Genomic DNA, 26,448 nt, shown 5'->3' with positions numbered 1-26,448 from the left:
CTCACAGCGGCCCCCTCGGTTCATCAGGCGCTTCCGTTTCGTGCCAACAGCGGAAGTTGAATATGTACTCTTATGCTAGATTAATCATGTTCTGACACGATAAATCTGGGACTGCAGGGAGTCATAGGTGGAAGCATTTACAGTACGGCGCATATGTGAGAGAGATCTGGACGATTTCAGGAAATTGAGGCTGGAGGCTTTGCGGCTTCACCCTGAGGCCTTTGGCGCATCTTATGAAGAATGCAGCCAGAAACCACTGCAGTTCTTTGCCGAACAACTACGAACCAGTCATGTCTTCGGCGGTTTTGATGTCCATAACACCTTGCAGGGCATGATTGGCGTGAACAGAAACCCCTTACCAAAGCTGAGTCATGTTGCGAATATCTGGGGGATGTATGTTCGTGCCGAGAAGAGAGGTTCCGGGCTTGCAGCCAGGCTCATGGATACGGCGCTGGAAGCCGCCAGTTCAGCCAAAACAATAAAACTGTCAGTAGTTACAACCAACCAGGCTGCATATGCGCTTTATCGCTCCTTCGGGTTCACCGAGTGGGCGACTGATACTGCTGCGCTATGCGTTGATGGGGAGTTTCATGACGAATTTCTGATGAGACGCGACTCGTAGCGATCTATGTCCGCTTCTAGCTCAGAGCGAACCTTCTGCCCATTGAGCTAGTCCGCTGCGTGCCATAGGCGGACATTAGCTGAATAGAAAGCAGACGTGATGTGTTTTCATTAACTCTGGTTACGTTAGAATAGCCTCGATGAAAACGAGAGAGCTGGAGTAAAAATGTTTGCTGATTTTGGTATCGTGAATTTCTGGACGTATCTGCTTGGTGCGACACTGATAGTCCTTGCTCCTGGCCCGGAGACCATGTTCGTGATTAAAACAAGCATTACGAGCGGCATCAAACGAGGCTTTGCTGCAATCTTTTCCATTCTCATGAGTGACGTACTTCTGGTTCTGCTGGCATGGTGTGGGCTGGCTGCGGTCATAAGCTCAACCCCTGCCTTGTTTAACGCCATCAAATACGCAGGTGCTGCCTACCTTTTCTATCTCGGTGCCCAGACGATACGCGCTATTTTTAAGCCAGCTGTCGACACGAGTGAGGAAAAGAAATCTTCAGCAGATGCCAGGGGAATCATCGGGCGCGGAATGCTGGTTACTCTATTGAATCCAAAGACGCTGCTGTTCTATATCTCTTTCTTCGCCCAGTTCATCAATGTTCAGGCTGAACACTCCTGGATGGCGTTTATCATTCTTGCTGCAGTAATGTTCGCAATTACTCTCGTTTATTTCGGCTTCCTCGTTTTCTGCGGTTCTTATCTGCTCAGCCGTCTGAAAGGCAACCGTAGGTTATCAACCATTGGAAACGCGCTAGTAGGTATGTTCTTCATCGGATTTGCAGCGCGACTCGCAAGCGCAACTTCCTAACAAGACAGCTAAACCGCCTCACGGCGGTTTTTTTACGTTCTTACGCTGGATGGGACGGCCGCTCTTCGCTCGCAGCAGACCTTCAGCTCAGTTACCTAGTCCGCTTAGTGCCAAAAACGGACATTAATACATGGGGTCAACAATGGGTGTGAATTTTTCTGCTGAATCGATTTCTGTGCTAAGATAACCCCATAGGGGATGGCATTCCCCCTTGAACCGCCATGTGGCTAATGATGCCTGCATTTATTCCCGGACCGGGAAGATGCAGGCTTATTGTTTTATCTGCCATGCAGCGTTGTGTGTCCGGGATGATTAACCATCTGAGGATGCTTTAATGCGCTCAAATCACTTCCTACTCAATAATTCAATCAGTTATCTTGCGCAATGGCTTGGCCTTGCTTTCCTGATTGCCGTGCTGATCGGCACAGCTTCTGCGTTCTTTCTGTTTTCCCTTGACTGGGCTACGGCGACCCGGCTCAGACACCATTGGCTTATCTGGCTGCTTCCCGTTGCAGGATTTGCCGTGGGATGGGTTTATCTGCGCTACGGAAGTTCAGTAGAAGGCGGGAATAACCTGGTGCTCGATGAAATTCATGATCCCCAAAAAATTATCCGTCTGCGCATGGCCCCGCTGGTATTTATCGGCACTGTTGTTTCGCATCTCTTTGGTGCTTCGGTTGGGCGCGAAGGGACCGCAGTACAGATGGGTGCCTCAATAGCCGATCAGTTTACTCGTATGTTTGGCCTGACGCCGGATACCCGACGCATTGTCCTGATGGCCGGTATCAGTGCCGGTTTCTCATCAGTATTCGGCACCCCTCTCGCGGGCGCCATTTTTGGGCTTGAGGTTCTGGCCGTAGGGCGGATGAATTACAACGCATTAATACCGTGTATTTTCGCTGCCATTGTGGCCGATCAAACTGGGTTATTATGGGGAGTACATCATACTCATTACTCAGTCTCGTTTATTCCTCATATGTCTGCTTGGGCACTGATTGCTGTCATCATCGCCGGTGGGCTCTTTGGTCTGACTGCCAGGGCTTTTGCCAGCGCAACACATGCCATCGGCAGTTTCATGAAGAATACTATCCATTATGCGCCACTGAGACCGTTTATTGGCGGACTGGTAGTGGCGGTGTCGGTCTTTTGCCTGGGTGCTGATCGCTATATCGGTCTGGGTATTCCCGTTATCGTTGACGCCTTTCATCAGCATCTGGCTCCATGGGATTTCTTGGGAAAACTGGTATTTACGGTCACTTCTCTGGGCGCAGGTTTTAAAGGTGGGGAAGTCACTCCGCTCTTTTATATTGGGGCCACACTGGGTAACGCGCTGGCTCCTGTGTTGCATTTACCGGTCAGTTTTCTGGCAGGGATTGGCTTTGTGGCCGTCTTTGCCGGAGCTGCGAATACCCCTGTGGCTTCAACACTGATGGCGATTGAGCTATTTGGCTCTGAGATGGGCGTTTATGCTGCACTGGCCTGTGCTGTTGCCTGGCTGATATCGGGTTATACCGGCATTTATCGTTCCCAGCGCGTAGCCTGCCTGAAACATGGCTTCGTGCCAGAGCATATTAAACTTGCTGATGTCCCTGACTGGTTGGCAAACAATGTAAAGCCCCGGAAATCGAAAAGCAGCGAAACCTGTTCGGCAGAGGTGAATAAGTGAAGAGGGAAACGCTATCGACGCTACGAATCTATATCCCGTCAGGCACCAGGGTAAAAGCATCGGGATTTATGAAAAAACTCACCGCTCCTCCATTGAGCCATTATCTGCTGCGTCAGGCCTGGGCAGAGGGAGTACCTCAGGCTATCATCCACAACGTAAGTGCAGGGTATCTTGTCGGGATGAAAATAAGCTATTCCCACCATGAAATTAAAGCAGGTGTTCACCCGGAATGCCTTGAACTGATTGGACATGTAACTGAATTAAAAAAATTCATCGCTGATTATGAAGAGCATCTCGAAGGATTAAGCTGCATCATCTCAATGCCTGAGGAACATACCATCATTTCTGAAGAAGTATTACCATGAATGATATACATCTGTTTTTATAGCTCGGATAGCTCTGAATCACCATGGGTTCAAAGGCAACTTCGTGCAAGTAATGGGCTGGGATTAGCCCATTACTTGCAGACACGGACAAATATCATGAATGTCCGCTATTCGCTCACAGCGGACCTTTGGCTCAGTTAGCTTGTCCGCTCTGTGCCAAGAGCGGAATCTGGAGCGGCCAGAGGCAGCAACGTTTCTTATCAAAGGTGTTGATCACCACAAAAATGACCGTATCCCTGTGATAGCGGATTTCGTCCTTTGTGGAGAAAAGATCAATCTAAACATGAGCATGGGTTAGCGAAAAGTGGCATTAAAAGCTTGAACATTTTACCTAACAAGTATACTGTTTATTTATACAGTATTTGCGTGAGGAGCTAGTTATGAAAGTGGAAATCACAATTGATCGCCAAAAAAAATTGCCGGATAGCGCTGTGCCTGCTCTGAAGAAGGAGCTACTGCGGCGATTGGATCAAAACTTTAATAACTGCCGACTTGTGATTCGCCGGGCCAGCTCTGATGGGTTAACCGTGCTTGGTGGAATGGACGGAGATAAAAAACGTATCGAAGAAATCCTTCAGGATACCTGGGAAAGCGCTGATGACTGGTTCTGTTAAGTTGAGGCCCAGTGGCTTACCTGGTTTATTTTGAGGATTTTGCTGTGGGTAAAAAACAAGAAATGCCGAACACCGGCTATGCAATTATCAGATGCGACGATGGTGTGATCGTTGCCCGTCTGACATCTTTTCCTGTATGCGAGCGCGCTTTGATGTACCGGCGCGGCGATACTGTTTCGTTTATGCCTCTGCAGCCGGATGAGATCGTGGGGACTCTCTCTCTCTTTTCACAGATGATTGAAAAGGCTAAGTCTGGAGTTGGTTACCAGTTTCCGCCTGGTTCTGTTACACTCCCGTCATAGGCCTGAACAACCTATACCTGCTGCGTCGCGGAGAGAAACCATGACGCAAACCCCCGAAGTATCAAAATCCCATCAGACTGGTGCTCCTTCATCGAGCGCCAGTTTGCTTTCGTCTTCAAAACTAACTTTTCGACAGCAGGAAGTTTTCGATCTGCTGGTGGCCTACATCAATCAGCATGGCTACCCACCTACGCTATCTGAGCTGGCCGATATGCTCGGCGTTAGCTCGTCTAATGCTGTCCTGTTGCATCTGCGTGCGTTAGAGAGAAAAAATTTTATAAAACTCTCTCGCCGTGTCTCCAGAGGAATTTCAATCGTCGGGCGAAAGGAGCCTATGCTCGCCGTGCAGCTGCTGCAGGAAATGATCGCTGAAGAACCCGGAGCGCGGGAAAGAGCGATTGAGTTTTTGCGACTGTTTGGTGATCAGCCATGAAGAAAAGTTGGTTTTTACACGAGCAGCTTTCAGAGGCTGAGGCTACAGAGCTGGTGGAGCGATACCGTAAAAATAACTGTGTGGCTGAGAAGAGCTTATCCAGAGACTTTGCATCGTGGGAGATCCGCGTGTTGTTGCCGGAATCGAAGAAGCCGCCACGGATTGACAGGACCTACATACAGAAGATGTGGAGGGACTGATGAGAGCTTTGCTTAACGTGGATATTGCACGCCATCTTGGAATTGTGCTGCTTAAGCCGGGTAGTGAATTAATGCCGTTATTCGGTGCCGGCCGAGTTCTTGTTGAAATACCGCCGGCAAGCATGAAAAAGATACCCAGTGGTCGTCTTCCTGATACCCGGCAGCCATTGCGGGATGATATGGGGATCAGACCTTTTTTCATGAAGAAGGCAGTTATCACTGCAGCTGGTGGGGTTAGTGCCCTCGAGTCATGGTTGCGTAGGCAGGTTAAAAACTGTCAGTGGACACATTCCGATTACCATCACCATGAGCTCGTCCCGTTTCGCCATTCGACGGGTGTAATAATCGCATGCTGGCACTGTGATAATGAGCTGAAAAACCAAACGGAACAAACCCTCGATCAACTGGTAGGTGTTAATAACGCTGACTGGGTAATCGACACTGCCCGCATCGCGCTTGGTCTGGACGCTCAGCGCTCATTGTCACTGGCGGAGCTATGCTGGTGGGCGGTAGGCGCCGGGATTGGCGATGAAATTACAGAAGAAATGGCGCGCCGATCCCTGCGTATTAAAGACGATGGAATTAAATCGGTTTACAGGGAGAGTGAGATTGTTCCGTCGGTACCGGCCACCAGCATTCTTTCTCCCCGTCTCGAAAAAGCAATCAAGCCAACGGCAAAAACAACGCCGGGCAAACCTCTGGTTCCTGTGAACGTCGATCCTGTTGCTCCGGCGACACTATTCGCGAGACCTAAGCGGAGCCGATGGTTATCAGCTGACTTTATCTCATGGGTTAAAAAACAGCCGTGCATGTGCTGCGGGCAGCCTGCAGATGATGCACACCATCTTATTGGCTGGGGGCAGGGCGGCGTAGGCACCAAGGCCCACGATATTTTTACGATCCCATTATGCCGCAAGCACCACCGTGCTTTGCACCATGACCCTGCCGCTTTTGAGCGTGAATACGGCACCCAGCCGGTATTGATTATTAAATTGCTGGACCGGGCATACGCGCTCGGCGTTCTGGCGTAGTAAGGAGAAGAACAGAATGACACCACGTCAACGCCGTCTGCACCGTGCAGGATTAGAAACAGTGGCCGCCGCCCCGCGCAAAAGCTGGCTGGGGCGATTCACTCCCCTTAATGGCATTCAGTCCGCCTGGATAAAATCTCTGCTTACTGTTTGGGGGGAAGGGATGAGAGGAAATGCTGCCCCACGTAAACCATCAGGACATTCATGCTGGCGAGGCATGAAGGGTGATCACTGGTCAGATAAAGCATTAGAACGCTTTACGGCAGCAATTGAGCAGGCAAGAAGTGAAGGGTATCGCGGGCGGCAGGCATTAAGCAGGGCACATGCCATTTTGTGGCCGAAGCCTGCAACGGTCGCCATTGACGCTGCGATCACTGAGGATGATGTTGAATTTGTTGAACGATGTGTACTGGCGATATTTGAAACGGGTGATCCGGTTTATCTCGTTGGCGTTAACTATTACACCACCCGTAAAAAAATCTCAGACATAACACGGGAAATACAGCTGGTGGCGCCATGGCTAACAGACAGTGAGGCCCGGAAAAGAGTGCGCTGGTGCCTTGAAATATTCAGAGCAAAAGCTTTCCTGGCTGTTCATAAGGCGATTCATGTGAATTAACAAAAAGTGCTATCCCCCCTTTTTGGTATTGAAAACGGGCCAGAAAATCAGATAATGCATTCATGCTTGGCAGAGCTGCGCCACTCGGCAGCGGCAAAAGCGACAATCTGAATATAACGAAGACCCCGCACTTGCGGGGTTTTTGCTTTCCGGCGATACGACAGGGGTATTCGCGAGATGCATTGCATCAGTACCCCTGTCATATCGCCGAATGTCAGTATTTTGGCTCTTTTGCGTGGTGTCCTAGGAAACTGAGCTTTCTTCAGCAGCCGATGCTTTCATCCCCCTTGTTCATGACTCATAATGAGTTAAAAAAAAGGGGGGATAAAATATGTCGTTTTCAGCATTGAGCAGTGACGATTTCTATACCCGGTTGTATCAGGTCGTTCGACCATCGCAGCCAATTGATGCTTCTGAGTTTTTGTTTGGTAGAGACCGTCAGTACGAAGCTATGAAACAGGCCCTCTATGCTCCGGGGAGACATAGTTTCATTTTTGGTCACAGAGGTGTAGGTAAATCATCTCTTGCTCATTCTATTGCTTTTGATCTTCAAGAACAGACTGACCCTATTCTTTTAAGCTGTGATGAAAGCACGACTATGGAATCTATAGTAGCAGATGCGCTGCGTGAAGCTGGTGCTACTGGTGCTTATAAAAGTGAGTGGGGGGTATCTGTTAGTCTCGGAGTCAGTGGAACAGGAATAAAATTTGAAAAGAAAGGGACATCGGCTCCTCAAGAAATAAAAATAGTTGATACGTCATCAGCTGTATTTGCTCTAGAGTATCTGCAAAAAATTCATTCAGATAAGCCTTTTATAATAATTGATGAGTTTGATCGAATTGAAAATGCTAAAGAAAGGGAGAAGTTTGGCACCTTATTGAAGCAACTAGGAGATAAGCGGTCTAATGTAAAGTTTATCTTCACTGGTATTGCAGAATCATATGATGAGTTACTTATGGGGCATGCTTCAAGTTCACGGCAAATACATGAGCTTAAGCTTGATCCTCTACATTATTCAGGTTGCTTTGCAATTATTGACAGGGCATTTAGTGAATTTGGTTTGGTTGTGCCTGAAGATTTAAGGATTCGTATTGCTGGCATTAGTGATGGTTATCCCCATTATGTGCATCTCATTTGTGAAAAGATGCTTGTTTTGGCCTACGAGAGAGATTTAAATACCATTACTAATAGTCTGTATCTAGATGGACTGAATGAAGCTGTGACGTCAGTAGCACAATCGCTTAGGGGGCCATACGAAAAAGCCACATTAGCCCGTGATCGCCATTATACTTATGTTTTATGGGCAGTTGCAGACTCAAGAGACTTGCAACGCACTATTTGGGATGTAAAAGCATCCTATTGCAGTGTGATAGACCAAGTGTCATGGAGAAAAAAAGAAGAGATTCCGATGTTAGGGGATGACGCTTTTTCTAGAATTTTAAGGAATTTTAAATCCATAGATTTTGGGGAGGTTGTTGTACCTGCTTTTGATGGAAAACGTAGAGGGTGGTATACTTTTAAAGAAAACATGCTCCGCGGATACATCCGTATGTGTGCTGAAGCAAATCGGGTTAAACTGGATTTTGAAAAACACTTTACAGCAGAACCTACTGCACAAGCTCGAATTGGAGTACGCTCTCGTAAAACAGTATCGCAAATCGAAGAAGAGATTGAGAGAGAACAGCGGAATTACATACCAAAAGATGGGCCGTGAAAACGCTCAATGTTATTTTTAAGTTATAAAATTACAGTTTTGCAAATGAAACATTAAACCTCATCTTGGTGAGGTTTTTTATTTCAGATTTGGGTATCACTTCAATTCCTCTCTTCTGTATAAGAGCCCGATACCCAAGTAACTGGCCTGATCTGCTGGAGCTGGTGCAGAGCTGGTGGTTCGGAGATACGCCTCTCGGCGCTGTGCTGCTTTCTGTGGTTAAGGGGGGAGGCTTAGTAAACACTGGTAGTTATTTTTCTGCCATTGACGCCTCGAATGTTTGGAGCATAAATTATTGATGTGGTGAATCCCCTATGCGGAGGGGCGACCAGTCAGTGACAGAAACCTGTAAATGCAGCGCGGGCCATGCCGACTGGGGCATGCTCACCGGGAGGCACCCGGCACCACACTGCCACTAAACATATTTAAGATTCATGGCGGGTTTACTGTTTACAGTTACCCTTCTATGTTTAAAGAACGTAACGGTAAAAACAAATGCATCCTGGTAAATCGGTAGCTCGGACAATCAGGCGCGCCCTTACCGTTGCTCCTTGAAGTGCCAACTTCAGCCCGCCTCTCTCAGCGGGCTTCTTTTTTCTCGTAACCAATTCAAATCAAAAGGCACAGCTTTTCCCTCAACTAATAGTCACTCCCGTAAATGAGAAGGAGAGGGGAAGGATGAATTACATCGAAGGCTTTGGTCAGAGCAACGCATTGCATTGAAGTAACGTTATCGAGATGTTAAGTTTTATGGGTGGTGAATCCCCCTAGCGGAGGGGCGTAAACAGTTAGAAGTGAATCCTCAGCGCGAGTCACGGTGACTGACCAACGACTTACCGGGAAGCACCCGGCACCACAACTTCACCTCAAGCCCACGTAAACGCGTGGGCTGTTCTTTTCCAGCGGCTCTATTCAAAGGCTGCGCATTTGCGTGGCCTTTTTCATTTCAGGCTCACGGGAATCATCATCGATACGGCTTGTTGTTAAATCAGCCCGATGGGCCTGTTCCTATCAAACACACGCACAGCACCCGCACACAGCGAGGTGAGAGTATGTATCGCATGGACAAACTAACAACCGGCATTGCCTATGGCGCATCAGCTGGAAACGCCGGGTTCTGGATGCTCCAGGTGCTAGATAAAGTCAGTCCATCACAATGGGCAGCCATTGGCGTGCTTGGCAGCCTTCTTTTTGGTCTGCTTACGTACCTGACGAATCTGTATTTCAAAATTAAAGATGACCGGCGCAAAGCGGCACGGAGTGGTGATGGGAAACAGAGCGAAACTTAGTGCAGCAATGCTGGTCCTCATTGCTGCTGGTGTATCAGCTCCTACATTGATGGATCAGTTCCTTGATGAGAAAGAAGGAAACAGCCTTACAGCGTATCGCGATGGCAGTCAGGGGATCTGGACAATTTGCCGCGGGGCCACGCGTATAGATGGTAAACCTGTCACTCAGGGTATGAAACTGACTCAGGCCAAATGCGATCAGGTAAACGCGATAGAGCGCGACAAAGCGCTGGCATGGGTGGATCGGAATATCCATGTCCCTTTGACCCCGCCACAAAAAGTAGGCATTGCCTCGTTCTGTCCATACAACATCGGGCCCGGAAAATGCTTCCCGTCTACGTTCTATCAGCGGATTAACGCCGGTGATCGTAAAGGCGCATGTGAAGCGATTCGCTGGTGGATAAAAGACGGAGGGAAGGATTGCCGGGTGCGCTCCAATAACTGCTATGGGCAGGTAACACGCCGTGATCAGGAAAGTGCGCTGACTTGCTGGGGGATTGACCAGTGAGTGCAGCCTACTTAAAGCCAGCTATCGCCGTAATGATTATTGCTGGTGCCTTTGTTGCTGGTTTAGCCTGGAGCGATCGGGCATGGGAAAAGCGGTGGGCAGAACGTGATAGCGACGAATCGTCCCAGGAAGTTAACGCGCAAACCGCCGCCCGGATGATTGAACAGGGGCGTCTGATCGCCCGCGATGAGGCCGTAAAAAATGCTCAAGCGCAAGCAGCTGCAGCGCGTACTGCTGCCGCTAATCTCTCTGATACTGTTAGCCAGCTGCGGCAGCAGGCAAAAAACCTTGCCACCCGCCTGGACGCCGCAAGCCACACCGCAAGTCTTGCCGCTACCGTCAGAAGCAAAACAACCGGCGCCAACGCCGGAGTGCTTGCCGACATGCTTGGAAACCTTGCAGAAGAAGCTCGACGGTATGCTGCAATCGCTGACGAACGCTACACAGCAGGAATGACCTGTGAGCGGATTTACGAATCGGTGAGAGTGAAAAACAAACAGCCCAAGCCCAAATAATGAGCGATTCAGGTGGATTTATGAGTATAATCGTGAGCGATTTGCTTATACAGAGGGAGGTAGTAAATGGACGATATACGATTAAAGATTTTTTTAACTGACTTGGTTTATTCTTTTACCGTTCATAGTTTTATTATTTTCTGGGGCGGTGTTGGAATGCTGTTACTAGGAGTTGTAGGCCTTGAATTAACTGGCGCATCTTCGAATATATTGACTGAGGTAAGTGGCTATATGATATTTTCAGCTATTTCGCTGGAAGTTATTCAGGCTGTTTTCAATAAAGTAGTATGGAAGTCATTCATATAATTTCCAATGGTATGACTTGAGCCCTGTGTTAGCAGGGCTTTTTATGTAGTTGAAGAACTACAGCTTAGAGGGGTAATGCTTTGTTAAAAAATAAGACAGATGGTCAAATGCCCACGCTAACCCACTTTGATTCTTCTCACGGAATGTCAGATTCACTTTTGAGTACTCTTCGCCGTAGATTTCAAGAGGCGATGCCAGCCAAAGGAAATGGTGCTGAGTGTATTGAATGGCCTTCAGACGGCTTTCCTCATCCGGAATGGCCTGAGAGAGATATTCGTAAAAATGTTCGTCAAGGTTTATAAGTTTATTTTTAATGGTGATTGGCGTGTTCGGGCGTAATGAGAAGTCGATATAACCATATAATATCTCCTCCTCATAACCGATAGCACAGCCTAAAGTCATAAATAATCCGTCAACACTGTTCACCTGAACAATGAAATCTTTAAACCATGGGAAATCGTTCACTTCATGGATGTCATTTATCTTTTCTGGGAATTGTATAAGGTCAAATCCACCATTGTTGATATCACCGTTTTCTCTGACATCTCGACGGTAAGGGAATCGGGTGAAATTATAGCGCTCAGTAAATTCCATGAGGTTTCCTTAACTATGTGTGAAAAACATACTCAGCCATTTATGTGCTCATAAATTTGCCAGTGTCCAACCATTAGTGGGCTGAGGGTCAACCTTACACTCTGTAGTTTCTCAGTAACACCCTGATATTTAAACAGTAGCCTCGCATCTGCGGGGCTTTTTTATTCGCAAAAGGTAACGCGATGAAGAGCTTAAAAATTGAATACGTAGACGAGAAGCTGGTGGCGATTGAGTGTGACAGATTGTCATGCTCATCGCTGCCCGTTTCAGAGTTTACCATCGACAGTACCGCTTTAACTCTCCCTCAACTCATGCTCGAGGATGCTTATGCCGCCACGAGCTAAACGACCTTGCCGGCACAGAGGATGCGCGACTGTGACCAATGATGTCGGAGGATACTGTGAGATGCATCGGCAGCAACACGCTGGTGATGGCTGGCGTAACTACCAGCCCGGAAAAACTCGGCAGGAACGTGGTTATGGTCGACCGTGGGAAATTAAACGGGCCCGTATCATGAAGAGGGATAAATACCTTTGTCAGAACTGCAGGCGAGACGGTATTGCCACGAAAGCCTCAAGTGTCGACCACATCATTCCTAAAGCTCATGGCGGTACCGATGATGACTTTAATCTGGAGTCATTGTGCTGGACCTGCCACAGCAAGAAAACAGCAACAGAGAGAACCCGATGAAGAGTTTCAAAATTGAATACGTTGATGGCGTTTTGACCGTTCTGGAGACGGATGGTCAGTCACGAATGAATGAAGCCGTGCATGGCATCCATTTTGAGCATGTCCAGGGCGGCCGCCCACTGCTGAAACTGACGATTGCGCATGATATTGCACCGGCACCGGCTGCTGAGTCGGCTCAGGAACCTTTAGTGGGTGAGCTGGTACAGGATCAACAATCTCCGTTTCCCGGCGGTCGTCGTTCCCGCCATCGTAGGGGAGGTAAGCAATGATGTATAAACGCACGGATCTGACGCTCTCCATGTTCTATGCATCCAGCGCTGATGCAGACGGGAACAAAGTGGCTACGTTGACGATGCAGGTAATTGCAGCAGAGGTTGGAGCCGTCCAGACCAGCCAGCTGCGATGTATAACCGATAGCGCGAAGAAAAAAACGTATAGCGTAGGTGAACAATCTGTCAGTAATGGTTCCGATCCGTTGCTGGTCGCGATTGAGAATTACTGGCGTCAGAGCACGGATGTCGTCGTTAAAGGATTGATCGCCGAGGTGACCGACTTCATCGCAGGGAACATCAACTCAGTTAGCACCTGGATCGGTCAGTTTGGGATGAAGGTTTTCGAGAACCAGCCATTAGATGAACGGCTTCCAGAAAGCGTACTGCAGGCCGATGGAGGATCTGCTACAGCGACAGGATCCTGACCGCCGGTATAACAACTGGTGTTCATTGAACGTCTGAGATATGCCGGCCCACGCAGTGCGAACCGTATTCGCCGCCGGCGCAGCCGGAATGACGACCACCACCTCGACTGAGGCAGCTGCAGCCAGGGGGAGGGGGGATCAAATCCCTGACCCCTTTCGCGCTTCGGGACTGCCCGTTGAAGTCTATTTTTACACGCCAGAAATAAGAAACTTTTTTCCGGAAGGTTTCATCTATCAAAGGAACGTTTATGGCCGGAGGAATTCGATCGTCCGGTGGTGGCCGAAAACCCACTTTACCCACCGGGCAAAAAAGCAAATTAACACGTATTGCGCCTCCCGCTGAGTTAATGGGGGAGGCGGCAATAAGAATGTGGAAAACGCAAAGCAAAATACTCATCGACCGAGGGGTGTTTGAGCTGGAGGACGCACCTTTGTTGCTGGCTTACTGCAATGCTTTTCATCTGATGCTCGAAGCCGAAAAAATGCTGGCCAGCGGACTGACCTCAGAAAGTGAAATGGGGGGCCTGAAAAAACACCCTGCAGTTAATGTCCGGAATGACTCGGTTTCCCAGCTTGCCCGCCTGGGCTCTCTGTTGGGGTTAGATCCGCTCAGTCGTCTTCGCATGACCAGCGGACAAAAGGATCCGGATGATGACGGGAATGAATTCGATGAGTTTGACTGATGGCAACCTATCCGAACGTCAATGCAGCGAACCAGTATGCGCGGGATATCGTTGGCGGGAAGATTCTGGCGTGTCAGTTAACGATACTTGCCTGTCAGCGACATCTGGACGACCTCGAACGAGCAAAGGATCCCCACTGGCCCTACCGCTTCGATAAAAACAAAGCAGAACGATTTCTTCGTTTTGCCCAGAAAATGCCTCATACCTCAGGGGAATGGGCCCGGCGTAAACTCCGGATTGAATTTGAAGCCTGGCAGAAGTTCGCTCTTGGCGTACCGTTTGGATGGGTACACAAGAAGACAGGCCTGCGTCGTTTCTCTGAAATCTACATCGAGGTGCCCAGGAAGAACGGGAAATCCGCTATTGCCGCTGCTGTAGGAAATTATATGTTTTGTGCAGATGGCGAGCATGGTGCAGAAGTCTATTGCGGCGCCACGACTGAAAAACAGGCATGGAAGGTATTTTCTCCGGCGCTGCAAATGGTGAAAAAGCTGCCGGCATTGCGGCAAAAATTCTCGATAAAACCCTGGGCAAAAAAAATGACGCGCCCTGATGGTTCGGTTTTTGCGCCTGTGATCGGTGACCCGGGGGATGGTGATTCGCCATCATGCGCCATCATTGATGAATATCACGAACATACTACTGATGCGCTTTACACCACCATGACCACCGGTATGGGGGCTCGTGAACAACCGATGACGCTGATCATCACCACCGCCGGCTATGACATTACATCCCCTTGCTATGAAAAGCGTACTCAGGTTGTCGAGATCCTGCGGAGAACCCGTAATGGTGAGGAAAATGAAACCATATTTGGGCTGATTTATGGCCTTGATGACGATGATGACTGGACGACTCCTGAGGCATTAATCAAGGCAAACCCCAACTATGGCATTTCGGTAAAAGCAGATTTTCTCCGGGCTAAACAATTATTGGGTATGTCGACGCCCGGGCAGACAAACAAGATTCTGACCAAGCATTTCAATCGCTGGGTAAGCGCAAAATCAGCTTATTACGACCTGAGGAAATGGATGGATGCAGCCGATAAAAATCTTAAGTTGTCAGATTTTGAAGGGGAAGAATGCTGGCTGGGTATCGATCTGGCCTCGAAAGTTGACCTCAATGCTGTGGTTCCAGTTTTTCGTCGTGAAATAGACGGAATAACACATTTTTACTGTGTTTCTCCTCTGTTCTGGGCACCCGAAGAAACCATTTACTCGCAGGAGACCGCGCTGAAAAGTACCGCAGAACGTTATCAGTCCTTTGTCCGGCAGGGTAAGTTGATCCCGACCGATGGTGGCGAAGTTGATTACAGGCTGATATTTGAAACGATCCTGAAACTGCGGAATACCGTAAAAATTGCCCAATGCCCCATTGACCCTTATGGCGCGACTTCATTACGTCACATGCTCGAGGAAGAGGGGCTTGAACCTGTCGAGATAAGACAAAATTTTACCCATATGAGTGATCCTATGAGAGAGATTGAGGCTGCGCTCATCTCGGGGAGATTCCATCATGACGGACACCCTGTCATGAACTGGTGTATTTCCAATATCGTCGGCCAGTACCTTCCCGGAAGTGACGATATTGTGCGTCCCGGGAAAGAAGGGCGGCAGAATAAGATAGATGGTGCGGTTGGTTTAATGATGGGGCTGGGGCGCGCCATGCTTAACAGTTCAGTGATGACATCCGTATACGATGAGGAAGATATAGCATGCTAATTTCAGTTCTGAGTTTTATTGTCGGCCTCACTGGTGCTGGATTGTTATCCGCAGGTGCCTGGCTTATTTCTCCATCAGTGGGATTGATAACAGGAGGGATTATTTGTCTGGGCTGGTCATATATGACAACCCGGGCCTTTTCCTCCGGCGTCAGCAATGGCGGAGGTAAATAATGTTCCTACCCCAGATGTTCAGGGGCCGACAATACTCGGGTAATAGCTTCTGGGAAGCTATGCTGGGCGGGGTTCGTTCAAGCCAGAGCAAAACTGGCATCATAATCACGCCGGAAACCGCTCTGGGACTTTCAGCGGTCCGGGCCTGTGTCACCCTCCTGGCTGAGTCCGTCGCGCAGCTGCCGTGCGAACTTTACCGGCGGGATAAAAATGGCGGGCGCCAGCGTGCGACGGACCACCCGGTTTATGACCTGATTCACTCCCAGCCCAACAGGAAAGACACCTCATTCGAGTATTTCGAGCAGCAGCAGGGGTTGCTGGGGCTGGAGGGAAATTGCTACTCGATCATCGAACGGGACGGAAAAGGCTACCCGAAAGAGCTGATCCCCATTAACCCGAAAAAGGTCATTGTGCTGAAAGGGCCGGACGGTATGCCGTATTACCAACTCCCGGAAGTCGGCGAAATTCTGCCGATGCGCATGATGCACCATGTGAAGGTCTTTTCTCTGGATGGCTATATCGGCAGTTCCCCCATTCAGACGAACGCCGATGTTCTGGGGCTGAATTTGGCGGTTGAGGAGCATGCGGCCGCGACATTCCGGCGCGGGACAACGATGAGCGGGGTGATAGAGCGTCCGAAAGAGGCTGCGACCATTAAAAGCCAGGATGCTATTGATCGCCTGCTGGCGAAATGGACCGAGCGCCATTCCGGTATTCACAATATGTTCTCTGTGGCATTGCTGCAGGAGGGCATGAGCTACAAACAACTGTCGCAGGATAACGAAAAGGCGCAGCTGCTACAGTCGCGGCAGTGGGGCGTGGAAGAGGTCTGCCGGCTCTATAAAATCCCGCCACATATGGTGCAGATGCTGGCGAAAGCGACCAACAATAACATCGAGCACCAGGGCCTGCAGTTCGTGATGTATACGCTTCTGGCCTGGCTGAAACGCCATGAGGGTGCGCTGCAGCGCGATCTGCTTCTGCCCAGCGAACGCCGCGATTTGTACATCGAGTTCAACGTTTCCGGGCTGCTGCGAGGCGACCAGAAGTCACGCTATGAATCGTATGCGCTGGGCCGCCAGTGGGGATGGCTATCCACCAACGATATCCGGCGTATGGAGAATCTGCCGCCAATTGCCGGCGGGGACAAATACCTGACGCCGCTCAATATGGTCGACAGCGCGAAGATCCTTCCTGGCGATAAGTCGCCGACAGCAAAACAGCTGGCCGAAATCGAAACCCTTCTGGCCAGAGCCTGATTATTTCCCGCTGCGCGGGATGACCTGGAAGACAACATGACAACGAAATTAATTAACCTGCCGCACCTGGCAGATATGGTCTTTGGTGTGCCGCATTACGTGACGCGGCAAACAATGGACTCCGTGAAAGCGGTGCTCATCCCCCGTATTCAGGGGATCACCGAAGATGCCGCCATTCAGATGGCGTTGAATCCGGGTAAATCACCTGCTGCTGAGCAGGTCCAGCCCACCGGCGGGGTGGCGGTGATCCCCGTTCACGGCATTCTTGTTCCACGCCGGGGGCAGATTACGGCGATGTGCTCCGAGCTGACCAGCTACGAGCGGATCCGCGGGCAGTTGCAGGCGGCGTTAAACGACCCCTCAATCAGCGAAATCGTTCTGGATATTAACTCCGGCGGCGGCGCAGCGGTGGGGTGCAAGGAGCTGGCCGATTACATTTATCAGTCTCGCGACACGAAACCCATCACGGCTATTGTGAACTACAGCGCGTATTCCGCCGCGTATTTCATCGCATCGGCCTGCAGCAAAATCATCGTCAGCCAGACCAGTGGCGTGGGGTCGATTGGTGTGATCATGGAGCACCTCGATACGTCGAAGATGGAAGAAAAAATGGGGCTGACGTTCACCACCATTTACCGGGGAGATAACAAAAATAACGGCACCCAACATGAACCACTGAGTGAAGAGTCGCTGGGTATGTTCCAGGGCATGATCGACGAAATGTACGAGACGTTTACGGGGTCAGTGGCCGAATATCGCGGCCTGAAGCAGCAGGCCGTCATTGATACGCAGGCGGGGCTGTATTTTGGCCCTGGCGCTGTGTCTGCCGGCCTGGCGGATGAAGTCTCTGACCCCCAGGCGGCGATCAATGCTATCGCGGCAAAGTATCAGCAAGCCCGTCAAAAAACCTCCATTCAGATGCAGGCAGCCGCGATGGATCTGCAAACCAAAATGTAATCCGGCGCAAACACAAACCGCGTCACCTTAAGCAGCCAGCAGGCTGCTTTTTTTATGTCTAAAAAGAGAGAAATAAAATGCCACATATTGAAGAATTGCGTCGTCAGCGTGCGGGTATCAACGAACAGGTTCAGGCCCTGGCAACCATTGACGCCAGCGGCAGCACGCTGACTGCGGAGCAGCTGACGGAGTTTGCGAACCTGCAGCAGCAGTTCACTGATATCAGCGCCAAAATTGAACGCCTGGAAGCCGCCGAACGAGCTGCGGCGCTGGTCGCAAAACCCGTGAAAGCGACTCAGCAGGCCCCCGGCATTATTGTTAAGCAGGAGCCGAAACAGTACACCGGTGCTGGCATGACCCGACTGGTTATGTCTGTCGCCGCAGGCGCAGGGAATCTGCAGGACGCGGCAAAATTCGCTTCAGAAGAGCTGAATGACCAGTCAGTATCGATGGCCATTTCCACCGCAGCGGCGTCCGGGGGTGTGCTTATTCCGCAGAACCTCCACAGTGAGGTGATCGAGCTACTGAGCGACCGAACCATCGTCCGCAAGCTGGGTGCCCGTCCCGTTCCGCTGCCTAACGGTAATATGACGCTACCACGCGTGGCCGGTGGAGCAACGGCAAGCTACACAGGAGAAAACAAAGACGCCAAGACATCAGAAACACGCTTTGATGATGTAAAACTTACGGCGAAAACTCTGATTGCGATGGTGCCTATTTCCAATGCACTGATTGGCCGCGCCGGATTCAACGTCGAGCAGCTGGTCCTGCAGGATATTCTGACCGCCATCTCAGTGCGTGAGGATAAAGCCTTTATGCGCGATGACGGTACCGGCGATACACCGATTGGTATGAAGGCGCGCGCGACGCAGTGGAACCGCCTGCTGCCGTGGGAAGCTGATGCAGCGATCAACCTGAACACGGTTGACGAGTACCTGGACAAGATCATTTTGATGGCGATGGACGGCAACAGCAATATGATCAGCAGCGGCTGGGGCATGTCGAACCGTACCTATATGAAGTTGTTTGGGCTGCGTGACGGCAACGGCAACAAAGTCTATCCGGAAATGGCTCAGGGATTACTTAAAGGATATCCGGTTCAGCGTACCAGCGCGATCCCTGCGAATCTGGGGACCGGGGGTAAGGAGACTGAGATTTACTTTGCTGACTTCAATGATGTGGTTATCGCTGAAGACGGCAATATGAAAGTCGACTTCTCGAAGGAAGCCTCTTACATCGATGCCGATGGCACCCTGGTATCTGCGTTTTCCCGTAACCAGTCGCTAATCCGCGTTGTTACTGAGCATGATATTGGCTTCCGTCATCCGGAAGGTCTGGTGCTGGGTACCGGCGTCCTGTTCTAACCCATCCCTCAGTAAATACGGCCCGCATATGCGGGCTTTTCCCTTTCAGGAGAATGTTATGGCTGCGAAAAATAAAGCAGTGGAGCCGGAAGAAACGGTCGCACAGGACAACCATGCGACCGTGGTCGCACAGGCAGAGCGTAAATCCGTTGTGTTCCTTGGGCCGCACCACCGTTATTCCCGTGGTGATATCGCGTGCTTTGAAGGAACGCGCGCCGAAGAACTGGTTAAGCGGCGTATCGCGGTATGGCCGGAGGATGCCGAACGTGCGCTGAAACCGAAGCCGGGAGACAGCGATTTTGATACTGACATTGGGTGATGTGAAAACCCAGCTACGCCTGGAACTGGATTTCACGGAGCATGACGCCATGCTCACGCAAATGGTGAATGCCGCGCAGCGGAGCATCGAGCGTGATTATTACTGCAAGCTGGTCACCAGTGATGAAGAGCTGCAGGCACTCCCGGAGACCGTCCGCGGATTTATCGCGGATGAAGATATCCGGCTGGCCATTCAGTTTCTGGTCAGCGATGCGTATCTGAATGGCCATACCGGACAGTGGCTGGAAACCGCTGCGGTGAGGCATCTTCTTTTCCCCCTGCAGGAGCATACGCTATGAGCCTGAAACCGGGTGATATGAACTGTCGCATTGCAATTAGCTACGTTCAGTCCGGTCGTGGGCCGCTGGGCGAACCGCTCCCGGAAAAGCAGGTTGAATCGGGAAAAGCGTGGGCAAAACGGGAGCTGGTATCGGGGCGAAAAGTCCGCACGCTGGATCAGCAGCAGGTGGTGGAAACCTGCCTGTTTACGGTATATCCGGGCGTGCTGGTTGATATTGACTGGAAAATCACGACGAAAAATCTGGTTTATACCGTCCGGAATATCGACCGCAAAACAGACCGGATCATTATCACGGGGGAGGCTGACGGGCGGCATGATAGAGCTGGCGATTAAGGGTGCGCTGGAGCGCATCACCGGCATGAATGCGTATCCGCTTTTACTGCCGGACACGGTCAAGGAAGGAGCGACCTTTCAGCGTATCTCTGACCCGGAAATGGTCTCGGGAATGTTGCGAACGGGGATCGTCTCTGCCCGTATCCAGGTGAATCTGTACCGTCTCGATGATTACACCTCACTGCTGCAGCTGGATAAAAAAATCTGGACGGAACTGAAGTCCGTCGTTCATGGACAGCTGGAGGGTATTCCGGTTCAGTATGTGGAACGAGGCGGTATCCATCAGGATAAAAACCAGCTGACGAATCGTCGCATTCAGTATCGCCTGACCCGCGATTTCATCATTCACTACGTGGAGGACTCCTCGTGATCCGAATGGAAGTTAAAGGGCTGGATGAGCTGGAGCGGCAGTTAATGGCCCTGGGCGAAAAAGTGGCGACGAAGGTATTGCGGGATGCCGGGCGCGAAGCGCTAAAGGTCGTCGAGGAAGATATGAAGCAGCATGCCGGCTTTGACGAAACGTCCGCCGGGCCGCACATGCGGGACTCAATCAAAATCCGCTCTTCCACCCGCAAGGGTAAAGGGAACGCGGTTGTAACGCTCCGTGTCGGCCCCAGCAAGCAGCACCATATGAAGGCGCTGGCGCAGGAGTTTGGCACGGTTAAACAGGTTGCAGACCCCTTTATCCGACCCGCCCTGGATTACAACCTCCAGACCGTTTTGCGCGTGTTAACCGTGGAAATCCGAAACGGCATTGAAAACAGGTAGCATCCGCTGCCGTATAAAAAGAGAGAGAAACATGGCTGATAAAACTTCGCCTGAATATGCGATGTTGCCGGCGGGCACCATTGTGAAATACGGGGAGCCTGGCGCTGCCACGTCAGCGCTGAAACCGTTGATTAACTGTAAAGCGCTGGGTGCAATGGGGCAGACGGGGGGCTTTGTCGACTGCACCACGTTACTGGATAAGCAGAAACAGTCCATCAGTGATCTGCCTGATGGGCCTGAAAAGTCGCTGGGCTTCATTGATGATCCGGGCAATACCGATTTTGCCGCGCTGCTGAACGCAGCAGAGGCCCGCAAGACCATCCAGTTATACGTCGAATTACCCAACAAGCGAACCGCGACGATGCTCCTGGCGCTGTCCGGCTGGCAGATGAATGAAATCGCCGCTCCGGCGAATGAGGTCATCCAGATCACTGTTCAGGGTAAGCAGAACAAGATCACCTGGGGAACCGTCGCTGTCTCCGGCGGCGCCTGATTAACTTAACCTGTAAACAGCCACCTTCGGGTGGCTTTTTATTTTTAAGGACTACCTGTGAAAGATAAAGATTACCTGTCCACGCTGAAATCCGCATTGCTTAAATCGGAGCCAACCGTCATTAAAACCGAGTTATTTGGCGCCACCGTATTCATCCGCCGCCTGACCGGGGATTACCTCATCAGCTATGAAGAGAAAATGGCTGAAACCGCAAAAGCTGGCGCAGCGCGTGAGGCATCGGAGCAAGTCATTCAGATCGTCATCGATGCACTGGTTCAGCCGGATGGAACGGCCATTCCGGATGAGTTTAAACCCACGGCAGCCGAACTGCTGAAGGCCCATGAAAACCCCGAACTGCTGGCCGCAGTGGAAAAAGTGAAGCAACACGCAATCGGCAAGCTGGAGGAAGCGGAAAAAAACTGAGTGACTCGCCCTGGCTGGAGCTGATCTTCTGGCTGGCCGACCGCTGGGGCGAGCCTGACCCATCCAAAATTGCCGCATTGCCGGCAAACACTCTGTACCACTGGCGAGCCTACTTCCTGAAACAGGGCACTTTCCGCCGTCCTGGCGATGAAAACGCGCCACCTACCGAAACCACACCTGCGCCATCCCGGGTCGATGATGAATGCGCGGCAGTCATGAGGGCATTAATGTAATGGCAGACGTCGCATCTTTAGCGGTCGGGCTGCACCTGAACGCAGCCAGTTTTAAATCCCAGCTGCTGGGAGCGTATGGCGATGCGGAGAACCAGTCACGACGGTTTAACCGTAATGCCCAGGCGGACGCGAAAAAGACGGAGGACGCCTATAAGAAGGTCGGTCTGTCGATATCCGGGATGGCCAGCCGGCTGGCGGGGCTGGCAGGAGCCGGCCTTTCCATCGGCACGATCGTCACCACGTCCAGACAATATGGACAGGCATTATCAGACCTGCAGGCCATCACCGGTGCGACTGCAGCTGAAATGAAAGCGCTGGATCTGGCTGCGCAGGAAATGGGACGCACGACAGAGTACAGCGCCAGCCAGGCCGCCGAAGCGCTAAAGCTGATGGCGTCGGCTAAACCGGAGCTTTTAAAAACGTCCGATGGACTGCAGAAGGCTACGAACAGCGCGCTTATCCTGGCGCAGGCCGCCGGCACAACGTTGCCCGATGCGACCAGAACGCTGGCGCTCTCCTTAAACCAGTACGGGGCGAGCGCGCAGGAGGCGGATCGTTATATCAACGTGCTGGCCGCCGGCGCGAAGTACGGGTCGTCGGAGATTGTGGATACGGCGGCTGCCATTAAAAATGGTGGCGTCGCAGCCGCACAGGCCGGCGTTGGTTTTGAGCAGCTGAATGCCGCGATTCAGGTGCTGGCAGAGCGTGAAATTAAAGGCGGTGAAGCCGGCACGGCGCTGCGTAACGTCATCCTGAATCTGGAAAAGGGCACGGACAAGAGCCTCAAGCCGTCCGTGGTTGGTCTCAGCCAGGCGCTGACCAATCTTTCCGGGAAAAATCTCTCCACGGCCCAGGCCGTAAAACTGTTTGGCGTGGAGAACCTGAATGCGGCGTCTATCCTGGTCCAGAACCGTTCAAAGCTTGATGAGCTGACCGCTTCCCTGACCGGTACCAAAACGGCGCATGAGCAGGCATCCATCAGGGTTAACAACCTGAACGGCGATTTGCTGGGGCTGAGCAGTGCGTTTGAAGGGATGGTCATTAAGATCGGCCAGAGTAGTAACGGGCCACTCCGCAGCGGGATTCAGGTTGCCACGGAGGCACTGAACAGCCTGGCAGACAATTTCAACACCGTCTCCAGCGTGGCGCTTTACAGCCTGATCCCCGTGTTATCCACGAAACTGACTGCAGGACTGCGGGAGAATATCGCGGCCTGGCGGGAAAGCCAGGCGGCGGTAAAAGCGCGGGCGCAGGCTGATGCGGATATTGCCCGCAAAACGCTGGATTCGACAGCGGCCATCCTGAAACAGAACGACGCTGAGTTTGGCCACTACCGGCAGATGGAGCGGACGGCTAAACAGTATGGGATGAATATCAGTTACCAGGATGAGTTTACCCGGCTTATTCGGCAGGAAACTGAGCAAACCAATCTGGCCAGCCAGGCGAAACTGAAACTGGCAGCGGCAAACCGGCAGATGTCGATATCGGCCCGCGCGGCTTCCGTTGCGGTGGGGCTGGCAAGAGGCGCATTAAATTTAATCGGTGGTCCGTTCGGCGCCGCGATGCTGGCCGGCTCAGGCATTCTTTACTTTCATGAGAAGGCAAAGGAAGCCCGGCAGTCAGCCATTGATTTAAAAGATGCCGTAGTGGAAACCAGTGAAGCGCTGATGCGCCTCTCGCTTAACCAGTTAAATGTGAAGCAGTTCGACCTGGAGGATCAGTACGAAAACCAGGTCGTACAGCGTAACCAGCTGATAAAAGAGATTCAGGATGCCGACAGCCGTATCGGCAGCCTGAAAGCGTTTGACCCATTCGGCCTGCTGGAAGGGGTGACAAAAGACCAGACGCGGGCGCGGGCGGATCTCGATAGCGTTAACGAGGGACTCCGCAAAACCGAGGAAAACATTAAGCGAGTCAGTGATGCAAAAACACTGGCTCAGCTGGGGTTATCGGGAAAAATAACCTCCCTTACGGACGATCTGAAAGGAGCGTTAAGCACGCCCCCCAAAGAGACCGGAGATGGAAATCCCTGGGGCGGCGATGGCGGTACCGGCACGGGGAAAGGCAGTAAGTCCCAAGTCGACCAGTTCAAAACGCTACGGCAGCAAATTGAAGAAGCCCATGCATCCAGCCTGGCCAGAATTAACCTGCAGGAAAAGGACAGCAACAGGGAGCTGCAGGAAGCGGCGAAGAAAAATGGCGCCAGTGATGCTGACCTGCAGCGCGCGCTGTTAATGAATGCAGAGAACTACCAGAAACAGCGACTGGATCTGGCCGCGCAGTATTCCCCCGCCCAGGAAACTCTGCGAAAAGAGCAGGAAGCCAGCCGGGACCTGGCTGAGCTTTTCAAAGCCCGCCTTCTTGATGAAAAAGAGTACCAGGCCGCACGAATAACGCTGGCCAGAGATACTGCGAAAGAGCTGCTGCAGGCGCATGCCGATGAAATCGCTGCGCCGGCACTGGATATCGCCGGCGAAGTTGATCCACTGGTCTCACTGCGCAATCAGCTTGCTCAGCGGCAGGCATTGCTGCAGGCGTACTACCAGGGCAGCGCGATCAGCAAAGAACAGTACGAAATGCTGATGCAGAAGGCGACGAAAGAATCCGCCGATGCGCAGTATCAGACGTCACTGGAGTTATACCGATCACAGGGAGAATTCCAGAGCCTGGCCGTCGGGTTATTTGAAACGGCCCATGAGCGCTCGGGCAACTTCCTGACGAGCATGCTGACGCGGACGAGAAGCTTTAAGGAGAACATGGCTGACCTGTTTTCCTCACTCACGCAGTCGGTCATAAAAAACCTCGTTGATATGGCCGCTCAGGCGCTGGTCACCAGTACCGTCATGCAAACCATTATGGGCGTGGTGGGCGTCGGGACCAGCGTTGTCACGGGCGCTGCGGGCGCAGGCTCGGGGACGGCGATCCAGAATGCCGCCAGTAACTTCCAGTTCAACGCCAAAGGCGGCGTTTATGACTCACCGTCGCTAAGCGCATACAGCAACCAGGTCTACGACTCTCCGCAGTTCTTCGCCTTCGCAAAAGGGGCCGGCGTATTTGGCGAGGCCGGGCCGGAGGCCATCATGCCGCTGACGCGTGCCGGCGATGGTTCGCTGGGTGTACGCGCTGTCGGTGGTGGTCAGAACGCCGGCGCGTCGGAAGGGCCAAAAGTCTATATCACGATTGAAGGCGGAAACACCTCAACGCAGGCGCCGTTTGGTTTTGAGCAGTTTGGCCAGCAGATCGGCTCGTTTGTGGAGAAAAAATACAGGGAGCTGATGGCGCAGGATATGCGCCCTGGCGGGATGGTCTGGAATGCAGTTAAAGGGCAACGTTGATGGCTATTGAGATATTCACCTGGAGTCCGCGGGTTAATCCCCAGCAGACTGTTAACTTTCGTGTCCGGAAGGCGCAGTTCGGTGACGGGTATGCGCAGGTATCCGGCGATGGTATTAACACCCGATCACAGGACTGGGAGCTGAGTTTTGTCGGTACGGAGGACTATATCCGTCCGATTAAGCAGTTCCTCGACCGTCATGCCGGCACCCGCGCGTTTCAGTGGACCCCGCCTCTGGAAGAGGTGGGGCTTTACCGCTGCGAACAATATAAACCGGTGCCGCTGGGCGGCGGAAATTACTCACTTTCAGCCACTTTTATTCAGGCATTTAAACCATGAGCCTTAACGCGAATTATCAGAAGTTAGAGCCAGGCGATGAGGTTCGTCTCCTGGAGATCGATGGCCAGGCGTTTGGCCTAGATGAGGTTTTGTATTTCCACGGCTATAACGTTCCCCATACTGCAGCCGAAATCCTCGCCGCTGGCGGCGACCTGGATAAGCTGCCGGCGAAAAGCATCTGGTGGCAGGGGCGGGAGTATAAAGCCTGGCCATGTGAAATCGAAGGGTTCGAGTCATCCACCACGGGCAGCGACGCGCAGCCAACGCTGCGGGTAGGGAACATCGACGGAAAGATATCCGCGCTCTGTCTTCATTACGACGATCTGGCTCTGGCGCGGGTTGTCATCCACGACACGCAAAAACAGTATCTCGATGCGAAGAACTTTCCGGACGGGAATGTCTCAGCTGATCCGACTCAGGAGAAACGGCGCCTTTTCTTCATTGACGTAAAGCATTATGAAGACGATGAGAAGGTGGAATTTACTCTCTCCAGCCCGTTTGCCTTGCAGGGGATGATGATCCCCACTCGCCAGCTGCATGCGATTTGCACCTGGTGTATCCGCAATCAGTACCGCAGCGGTAACGGGTGCGACTATGCCGGCACCCGGTATTTTGACAGGAACAATCAGCCAGTTGATGACCCGTCGCAGGATGTCTGCAACGGAACGCTCACGGCCTGCAAATTACGTCATGGTGAGAATAGCGAACTGCCGTTTGGCGGGTTCCCCGGCACTTCATTAATCAGGAGCTGAT

General features: G+C 51.7%; 35 protein-coding genes, 1 pseudogene and 1 riboswitch. Of the genes and pseudogenes, 35 read left to right on the top strand and 1 reads right to left on the bottom strand.

Annotated elements, in window-relative coordinates:
• Positions 1-127 precede the first annotated feature (127 nt).
• The 15 genes and pseudogenes from DTA24_RS18070 (at position 128) to DTA24_RS17995 (ending at position 11,015) form a co-directional block, all read left to right on the top strand.
• A complete protein-coding gene (locus DTA24_RS18070) occupies positions 128-622 on the top strand; it encodes a GNAT family N-acetyltransferase (protein WP_123837004.1) in 495 nt (164 codons plus the stop codon).
• A gap of 165 nt (positions 623-787) precedes the next feature.
• Complete coding sequence (gene leuE, locus DTA24_RS18065) at positions 788-1,432, top strand: leucine efflux protein LeuE (RefSeq protein ID WP_032209718.1); 645 nt, start codon at positions 788-790, stop codon at positions 1,430-1,432.
• Positions 1,433-1,617: 185 nt separating this feature from the next.
• Positions 1,618-1,679: riboswitch (Fluoride riboswitch) on the top strand.
• Positions 1,680-1,766: 87 nt separating this feature from the next.
• Positions 1,767-3,098 carry a voltage-gated chloride channel family protein gene (locus DTA24_RS18060; protein ID WP_123837003.1) on the top strand — a complete coding sequence of 444 codons (1,332 nt, stop codon included), beginning with the start codon at positions 1,767-1,769 and terminating at the stop codon, positions 3,096-3,098.
• 68 nt (positions 3,099-3,166) lie between these two features.
• Complete coding sequence (locus DTA24_RS18055) at positions 3,167-3,463, top strand: hypothetical protein (RefSeq protein WP_123837002.1); 297 nt, start codon at positions 3,167-3,169, stop codon at positions 3,461-3,463.
• 401 nt (positions 3,464-3,864) lie between these two features.
• Entirely contained in the window at positions 3,865-4,098 is a 234-nt protein-coding gene (locus DTA24_RS18050; protein ID WP_123837001.1) for a DinI family protein, read from the top strand.
• 11 nt (positions 4,099-4,109) lie between these two features.
• On the top strand, positions 4,110-4,400 hold the full coding sequence (locus DTA24_RS18045) for a hypothetical protein (RefSeq protein ID WP_077253554.1): 291 nt from the start codon (positions 4,110-4,112) through the stop codon (positions 4,398-4,400).
• Positions 4,401-4,440: 40 nt separating this feature from the next.
• Positions 4,441-4,833: a DNA-binding protein gene (locus DTA24_RS18040; protein WP_080848173.1), complete on the top strand. Its 393-nt coding sequence runs from the start codon at positions 4,441-4,443 to the stop codon at positions 4,831-4,833.
• A gap of 199 nt (positions 4,834-5,032) precedes the next feature.
• Positions 5,033-6,064: a DUF968 domain-containing protein gene (locus DTA24_RS18030; RefSeq protein WP_123836999.1), complete on the top strand. Its 1,032-nt coding sequence runs from the start codon at positions 5,033-5,035 to the stop codon at positions 6,062-6,064.
• A 16-nt stretch (positions 6,065-6,080) separates the two neighbouring features.
• Positions 6,081-6,683 (top strand): hypothetical protein, encoded by a 603-nt coding sequence (locus DTA24_RS18025; protein WP_123836998.1) that lies wholly within the window; start codon positions 6,081-6,083, stop codon positions 6,681-6,683.
• Between the two features lie 331 nt (positions 6,684-7,014).
• On the top strand, positions 7,015-8,397 hold the full coding sequence (locus tag DTA24_RS18020) for an AAA family ATPase (RefSeq protein WP_123836997.1): 1,383 nt from the start codon (positions 7,015-7,017) through the stop codon (positions 8,395-8,397).
• 119 nt (positions 8,398-8,516) lie between these two features.
• Positions 8,517-8,627 (top strand): annotated as a pseudogene (locus DTA24_RS28900) (hypothetical protein); the annotation flags it as partial.
• Positions 8,628-9,449: 822 nt separating this feature from the next.
• On the top strand, positions 9,450-9,686 hold the full coding sequence (locus DTA24_RS18010) for a class II holin family protein (RefSeq protein ID WP_004111739.1): 237 nt from the start codon (positions 9,450-9,452) through the stop codon (positions 9,684-9,686).
• The gene (locus tag DTA24_RS18005; protein ID WP_123836995.1) at positions 9,664-10,194 is read left to right on the top strand and encodes a lysozyme; all 531 of its coding nucleotides are present in this window, start codon (positions 9,664-9,666) and stop codon (positions 10,192-10,194) included. The genes DTA24_RS18010 and DTA24_RS18005 overlap by 23 nt, the downstream gene beginning before the upstream one ends.
• Positions 10,195-10,226: 32 nt before the next feature.
• On the top strand, positions 10,227-10,709 hold the full coding sequence (locus DTA24_RS18000) for a DUF2514 domain-containing protein (protein WP_123837188.1): 483 nt from the start codon (positions 10,227-10,229) through the stop codon (positions 10,707-10,709).
• A gap of 66 nt (positions 10,710-10,775) precedes the next feature.
• Positions 10,776-11,015 carry a hypothetical protein gene (locus DTA24_RS17995; protein WP_123836994.1) on the top strand — a complete coding sequence of 80 codons (240 nt, stop codon included), beginning with the start codon at positions 10,776-10,778 and terminating at the stop codon, positions 11,013-11,015.
• Positions 11,016-11,072: 57 nt separating this feature from the next.
• Here DTA24_RS17995 and DTA24_RS17990 read toward each other — a convergent pair whose 3' ends face one another.
• Positions 11,073-11,609: a hypothetical protein gene (locus DTA24_RS17990; RefSeq protein WP_123836993.1), complete on the bottom strand. Its 537-nt coding sequence runs from the start codon at positions 11,607-11,609 to the stop codon at positions 11,073-11,075.
• Between the two features lie 182 nt (positions 11,610-11,791).
• On the opposite strand from DTA24_RS17990, the gene DTA24_RS28305 reads away from it, so the two are divergent.
• From DTA24_RS28305 to DTA24_RS17890, 20 genes are all read left to right on the top strand, one after another.
• Complete coding sequence (locus DTA24_RS28305; protein WP_164481344.1) at positions 11,792-11,953, top strand: hypothetical protein; 162 nt, start codon at positions 11,792-11,794, stop codon at positions 11,951-11,953.
• The gene (locus DTA24_RS17985; protein ID WP_014228901.1) at positions 11,937-12,299 is read left to right on the top strand and encodes an HNH endonuclease; all 363 of its coding nucleotides are present in this window, start codon (positions 11,937-11,939) and stop codon (positions 12,297-12,299) included. Before DTA24_RS28305 ends, DTA24_RS17985 begins: the two co-directional genes overlap by 17 nt.
• Positions 12,251-12,568 (top strand): hypothetical protein, encoded by a 318-nt coding sequence (locus DTA24_RS17980; protein WP_014228902.1) that lies wholly within the window; start codon positions 12,251-12,253, stop codon positions 12,566-12,568. The genes DTA24_RS17985 and DTA24_RS17980 overlap by 49 nt, the downstream gene beginning before the upstream one ends.
• Complete coding sequence (locus tag DTA24_RS17975; RefSeq protein WP_017898991.1) at positions 12,565-12,996, top strand: hypothetical protein; 432 nt, start codon at positions 12,565-12,567, stop codon at positions 12,994-12,996. Before DTA24_RS17980 ends, DTA24_RS17975 begins: the two co-directional genes overlap by 4 nt.
• Positions 12,997-13,244: 248 nt before the next feature.
• Complete coding sequence (locus DTA24_RS17970) at positions 13,245-13,679, top strand: phage terminase small subunit P27 family (RefSeq protein WP_012542168.1); 435 nt, start codon at positions 13,245-13,247, stop codon at positions 13,677-13,679.
• Positions 13,679-15,400: a terminase large subunit gene (locus DTA24_RS17965; RefSeq protein ID WP_021462603.1), complete on the top strand. Its 1,722-nt coding sequence runs from the start codon at positions 13,679-13,681 to the stop codon at positions 15,398-15,400. The genes DTA24_RS17970 and DTA24_RS17965 overlap by 1 nt, the downstream gene beginning before the upstream one ends.
• Positions 15,394-15,573: a hypothetical protein gene (locus DTA24_RS17960; RefSeq protein ID WP_017898992.1), complete on the top strand. Its 180-nt coding sequence runs from the start codon at positions 15,394-15,396 to the stop codon at positions 15,571-15,573. The genes DTA24_RS17965 and DTA24_RS17960 overlap by 7 nt, the downstream gene beginning before the upstream one ends.
• Positions 15,573-16,832 (top strand): phage portal protein, encoded by a 1,260-nt coding sequence (locus DTA24_RS17955; RefSeq protein WP_004148010.1) that lies wholly within the window; start codon positions 15,573-15,575, stop codon positions 16,830-16,832. Before DTA24_RS17960 ends, DTA24_RS17955 begins: the two co-directional genes overlap by 1 nt.
• Positions 16,833-16,868: 36 nt before the next feature.
• Positions 16,869-17,789, top strand: coding sequence for a S49 family peptidase (locus DTA24_RS17950; RefSeq protein ID WP_032439853.1), 921 nt, complete (start codon positions 16,869-16,871; stop codon positions 17,787-17,789).
• Positions 17,790-17,866: 77 nt separating this feature from the next.
• Positions 17,867-19,153 (top strand): phage major capsid protein, encoded by a 1,287-nt coding sequence (locus DTA24_RS17945; RefSeq protein WP_014228907.1) that lies wholly within the window; start codon positions 17,867-17,869, stop codon positions 19,151-19,153.
• A 58-nt stretch (positions 19,154-19,211) separates the two neighbouring features.
• Positions 19,212-19,472 carry a hypothetical protein gene (locus tag DTA24_RS17940; RefSeq protein ID WP_014228908.1) on the top strand — a complete coding sequence of 87 codons (261 nt, stop codon included), beginning with the start codon at positions 19,212-19,214 and terminating at the stop codon, positions 19,470-19,472.
• Positions 19,453-19,770, top strand: coding sequence for a head-tail connector protein (locus DTA24_RS17935; RefSeq protein WP_032439854.1), 318 nt, complete (start codon positions 19,453-19,455; stop codon positions 19,768-19,770). Before DTA24_RS17940 ends, DTA24_RS17935 begins: the two co-directional genes overlap by 20 nt.
• Entirely contained in the window at positions 19,767-20,105 is a 339-nt protein-coding gene (locus DTA24_RS17930; RefSeq protein ID WP_014228910.1) for a head-tail adaptor protein, read from the top strand. Before DTA24_RS17935 ends, DTA24_RS17930 begins: the two co-directional genes overlap by 4 nt.
• Positions 20,086-20,475, top strand: a complete 390-nt coding sequence (locus DTA24_RS17925; RefSeq protein ID WP_123836992.1) for a hypothetical protein — start codon at positions 20,086-20,088, stop codon at positions 20,473-20,475. The genes DTA24_RS17930 and DTA24_RS17925 overlap by 20 nt, the downstream gene beginning before the upstream one ends.
• A 5-nt stretch (positions 20,476-20,480) precedes the next feature.
• Complete coding sequence (locus DTA24_RS17920; RefSeq protein ID WP_014907811.1) at positions 20,481-20,873, top strand: HK97-gp10 family putative phage morphogenesis protein; 393 nt, start codon at positions 20,481-20,483, stop codon at positions 20,871-20,873.
• Between the two features lie 31 nt (positions 20,874-20,904).
• On the top strand, positions 20,905-21,366 hold the full coding sequence (locus DTA24_RS17915; RefSeq protein WP_014228913.1) for a major tail shaft subunit: 462 nt from the start codon (positions 20,905-20,907) through the stop codon (positions 21,364-21,366).
• A 57-nt stretch (positions 21,367-21,423) separates the two neighbouring features.
• Complete coding sequence (locus DTA24_RS17910) at positions 21,424-21,789, top strand: phage tail protein (protein WP_014228914.1); 366 nt, start codon at positions 21,424-21,426, stop codon at positions 21,787-21,789.
• Positions 21,790-22,021: 232 nt separating this feature from the next.
• Positions 22,022-25,357: a phage tail tape measure protein gene (locus DTA24_RS17900; protein WP_123836991.1), complete on the top strand. Its 3,336-nt coding sequence runs from the start codon at positions 22,022-22,024 to the stop codon at positions 25,355-25,357.
• A complete protein-coding gene (locus DTA24_RS17895; RefSeq protein ID WP_017880254.1) occupies positions 25,357-25,695 on the top strand; it encodes a phage tail protein in 339 nt (112 codons plus the stop codon). The genes DTA24_RS17900 and DTA24_RS17895 overlap by 1 nt, the downstream gene beginning before the upstream one ends.
• Entirely contained in the window at positions 25,692-26,447 is a 756-nt protein-coding gene (locus DTA24_RS17890; RefSeq protein ID WP_123836990.1) for a phage minor tail protein L, read from the top strand. The genes DTA24_RS17895 and DTA24_RS17890 overlap by 4 nt, the downstream gene beginning before the upstream one ends.
• Position 26,448 lies beyond the last annotated feature (1 nt).

The organism is Klebsiella sp. P1CD1, assembly GCF_003790505.1.
GTDB lineage: Bacteria > Pseudomonadota > Gammaproteobacteria > Enterobacterales > Enterobacteriaceae > Klebsiella > Klebsiella variicola.
This window is presented reverse-complemented; position numbering and strand designations above follow the sequence as displayed.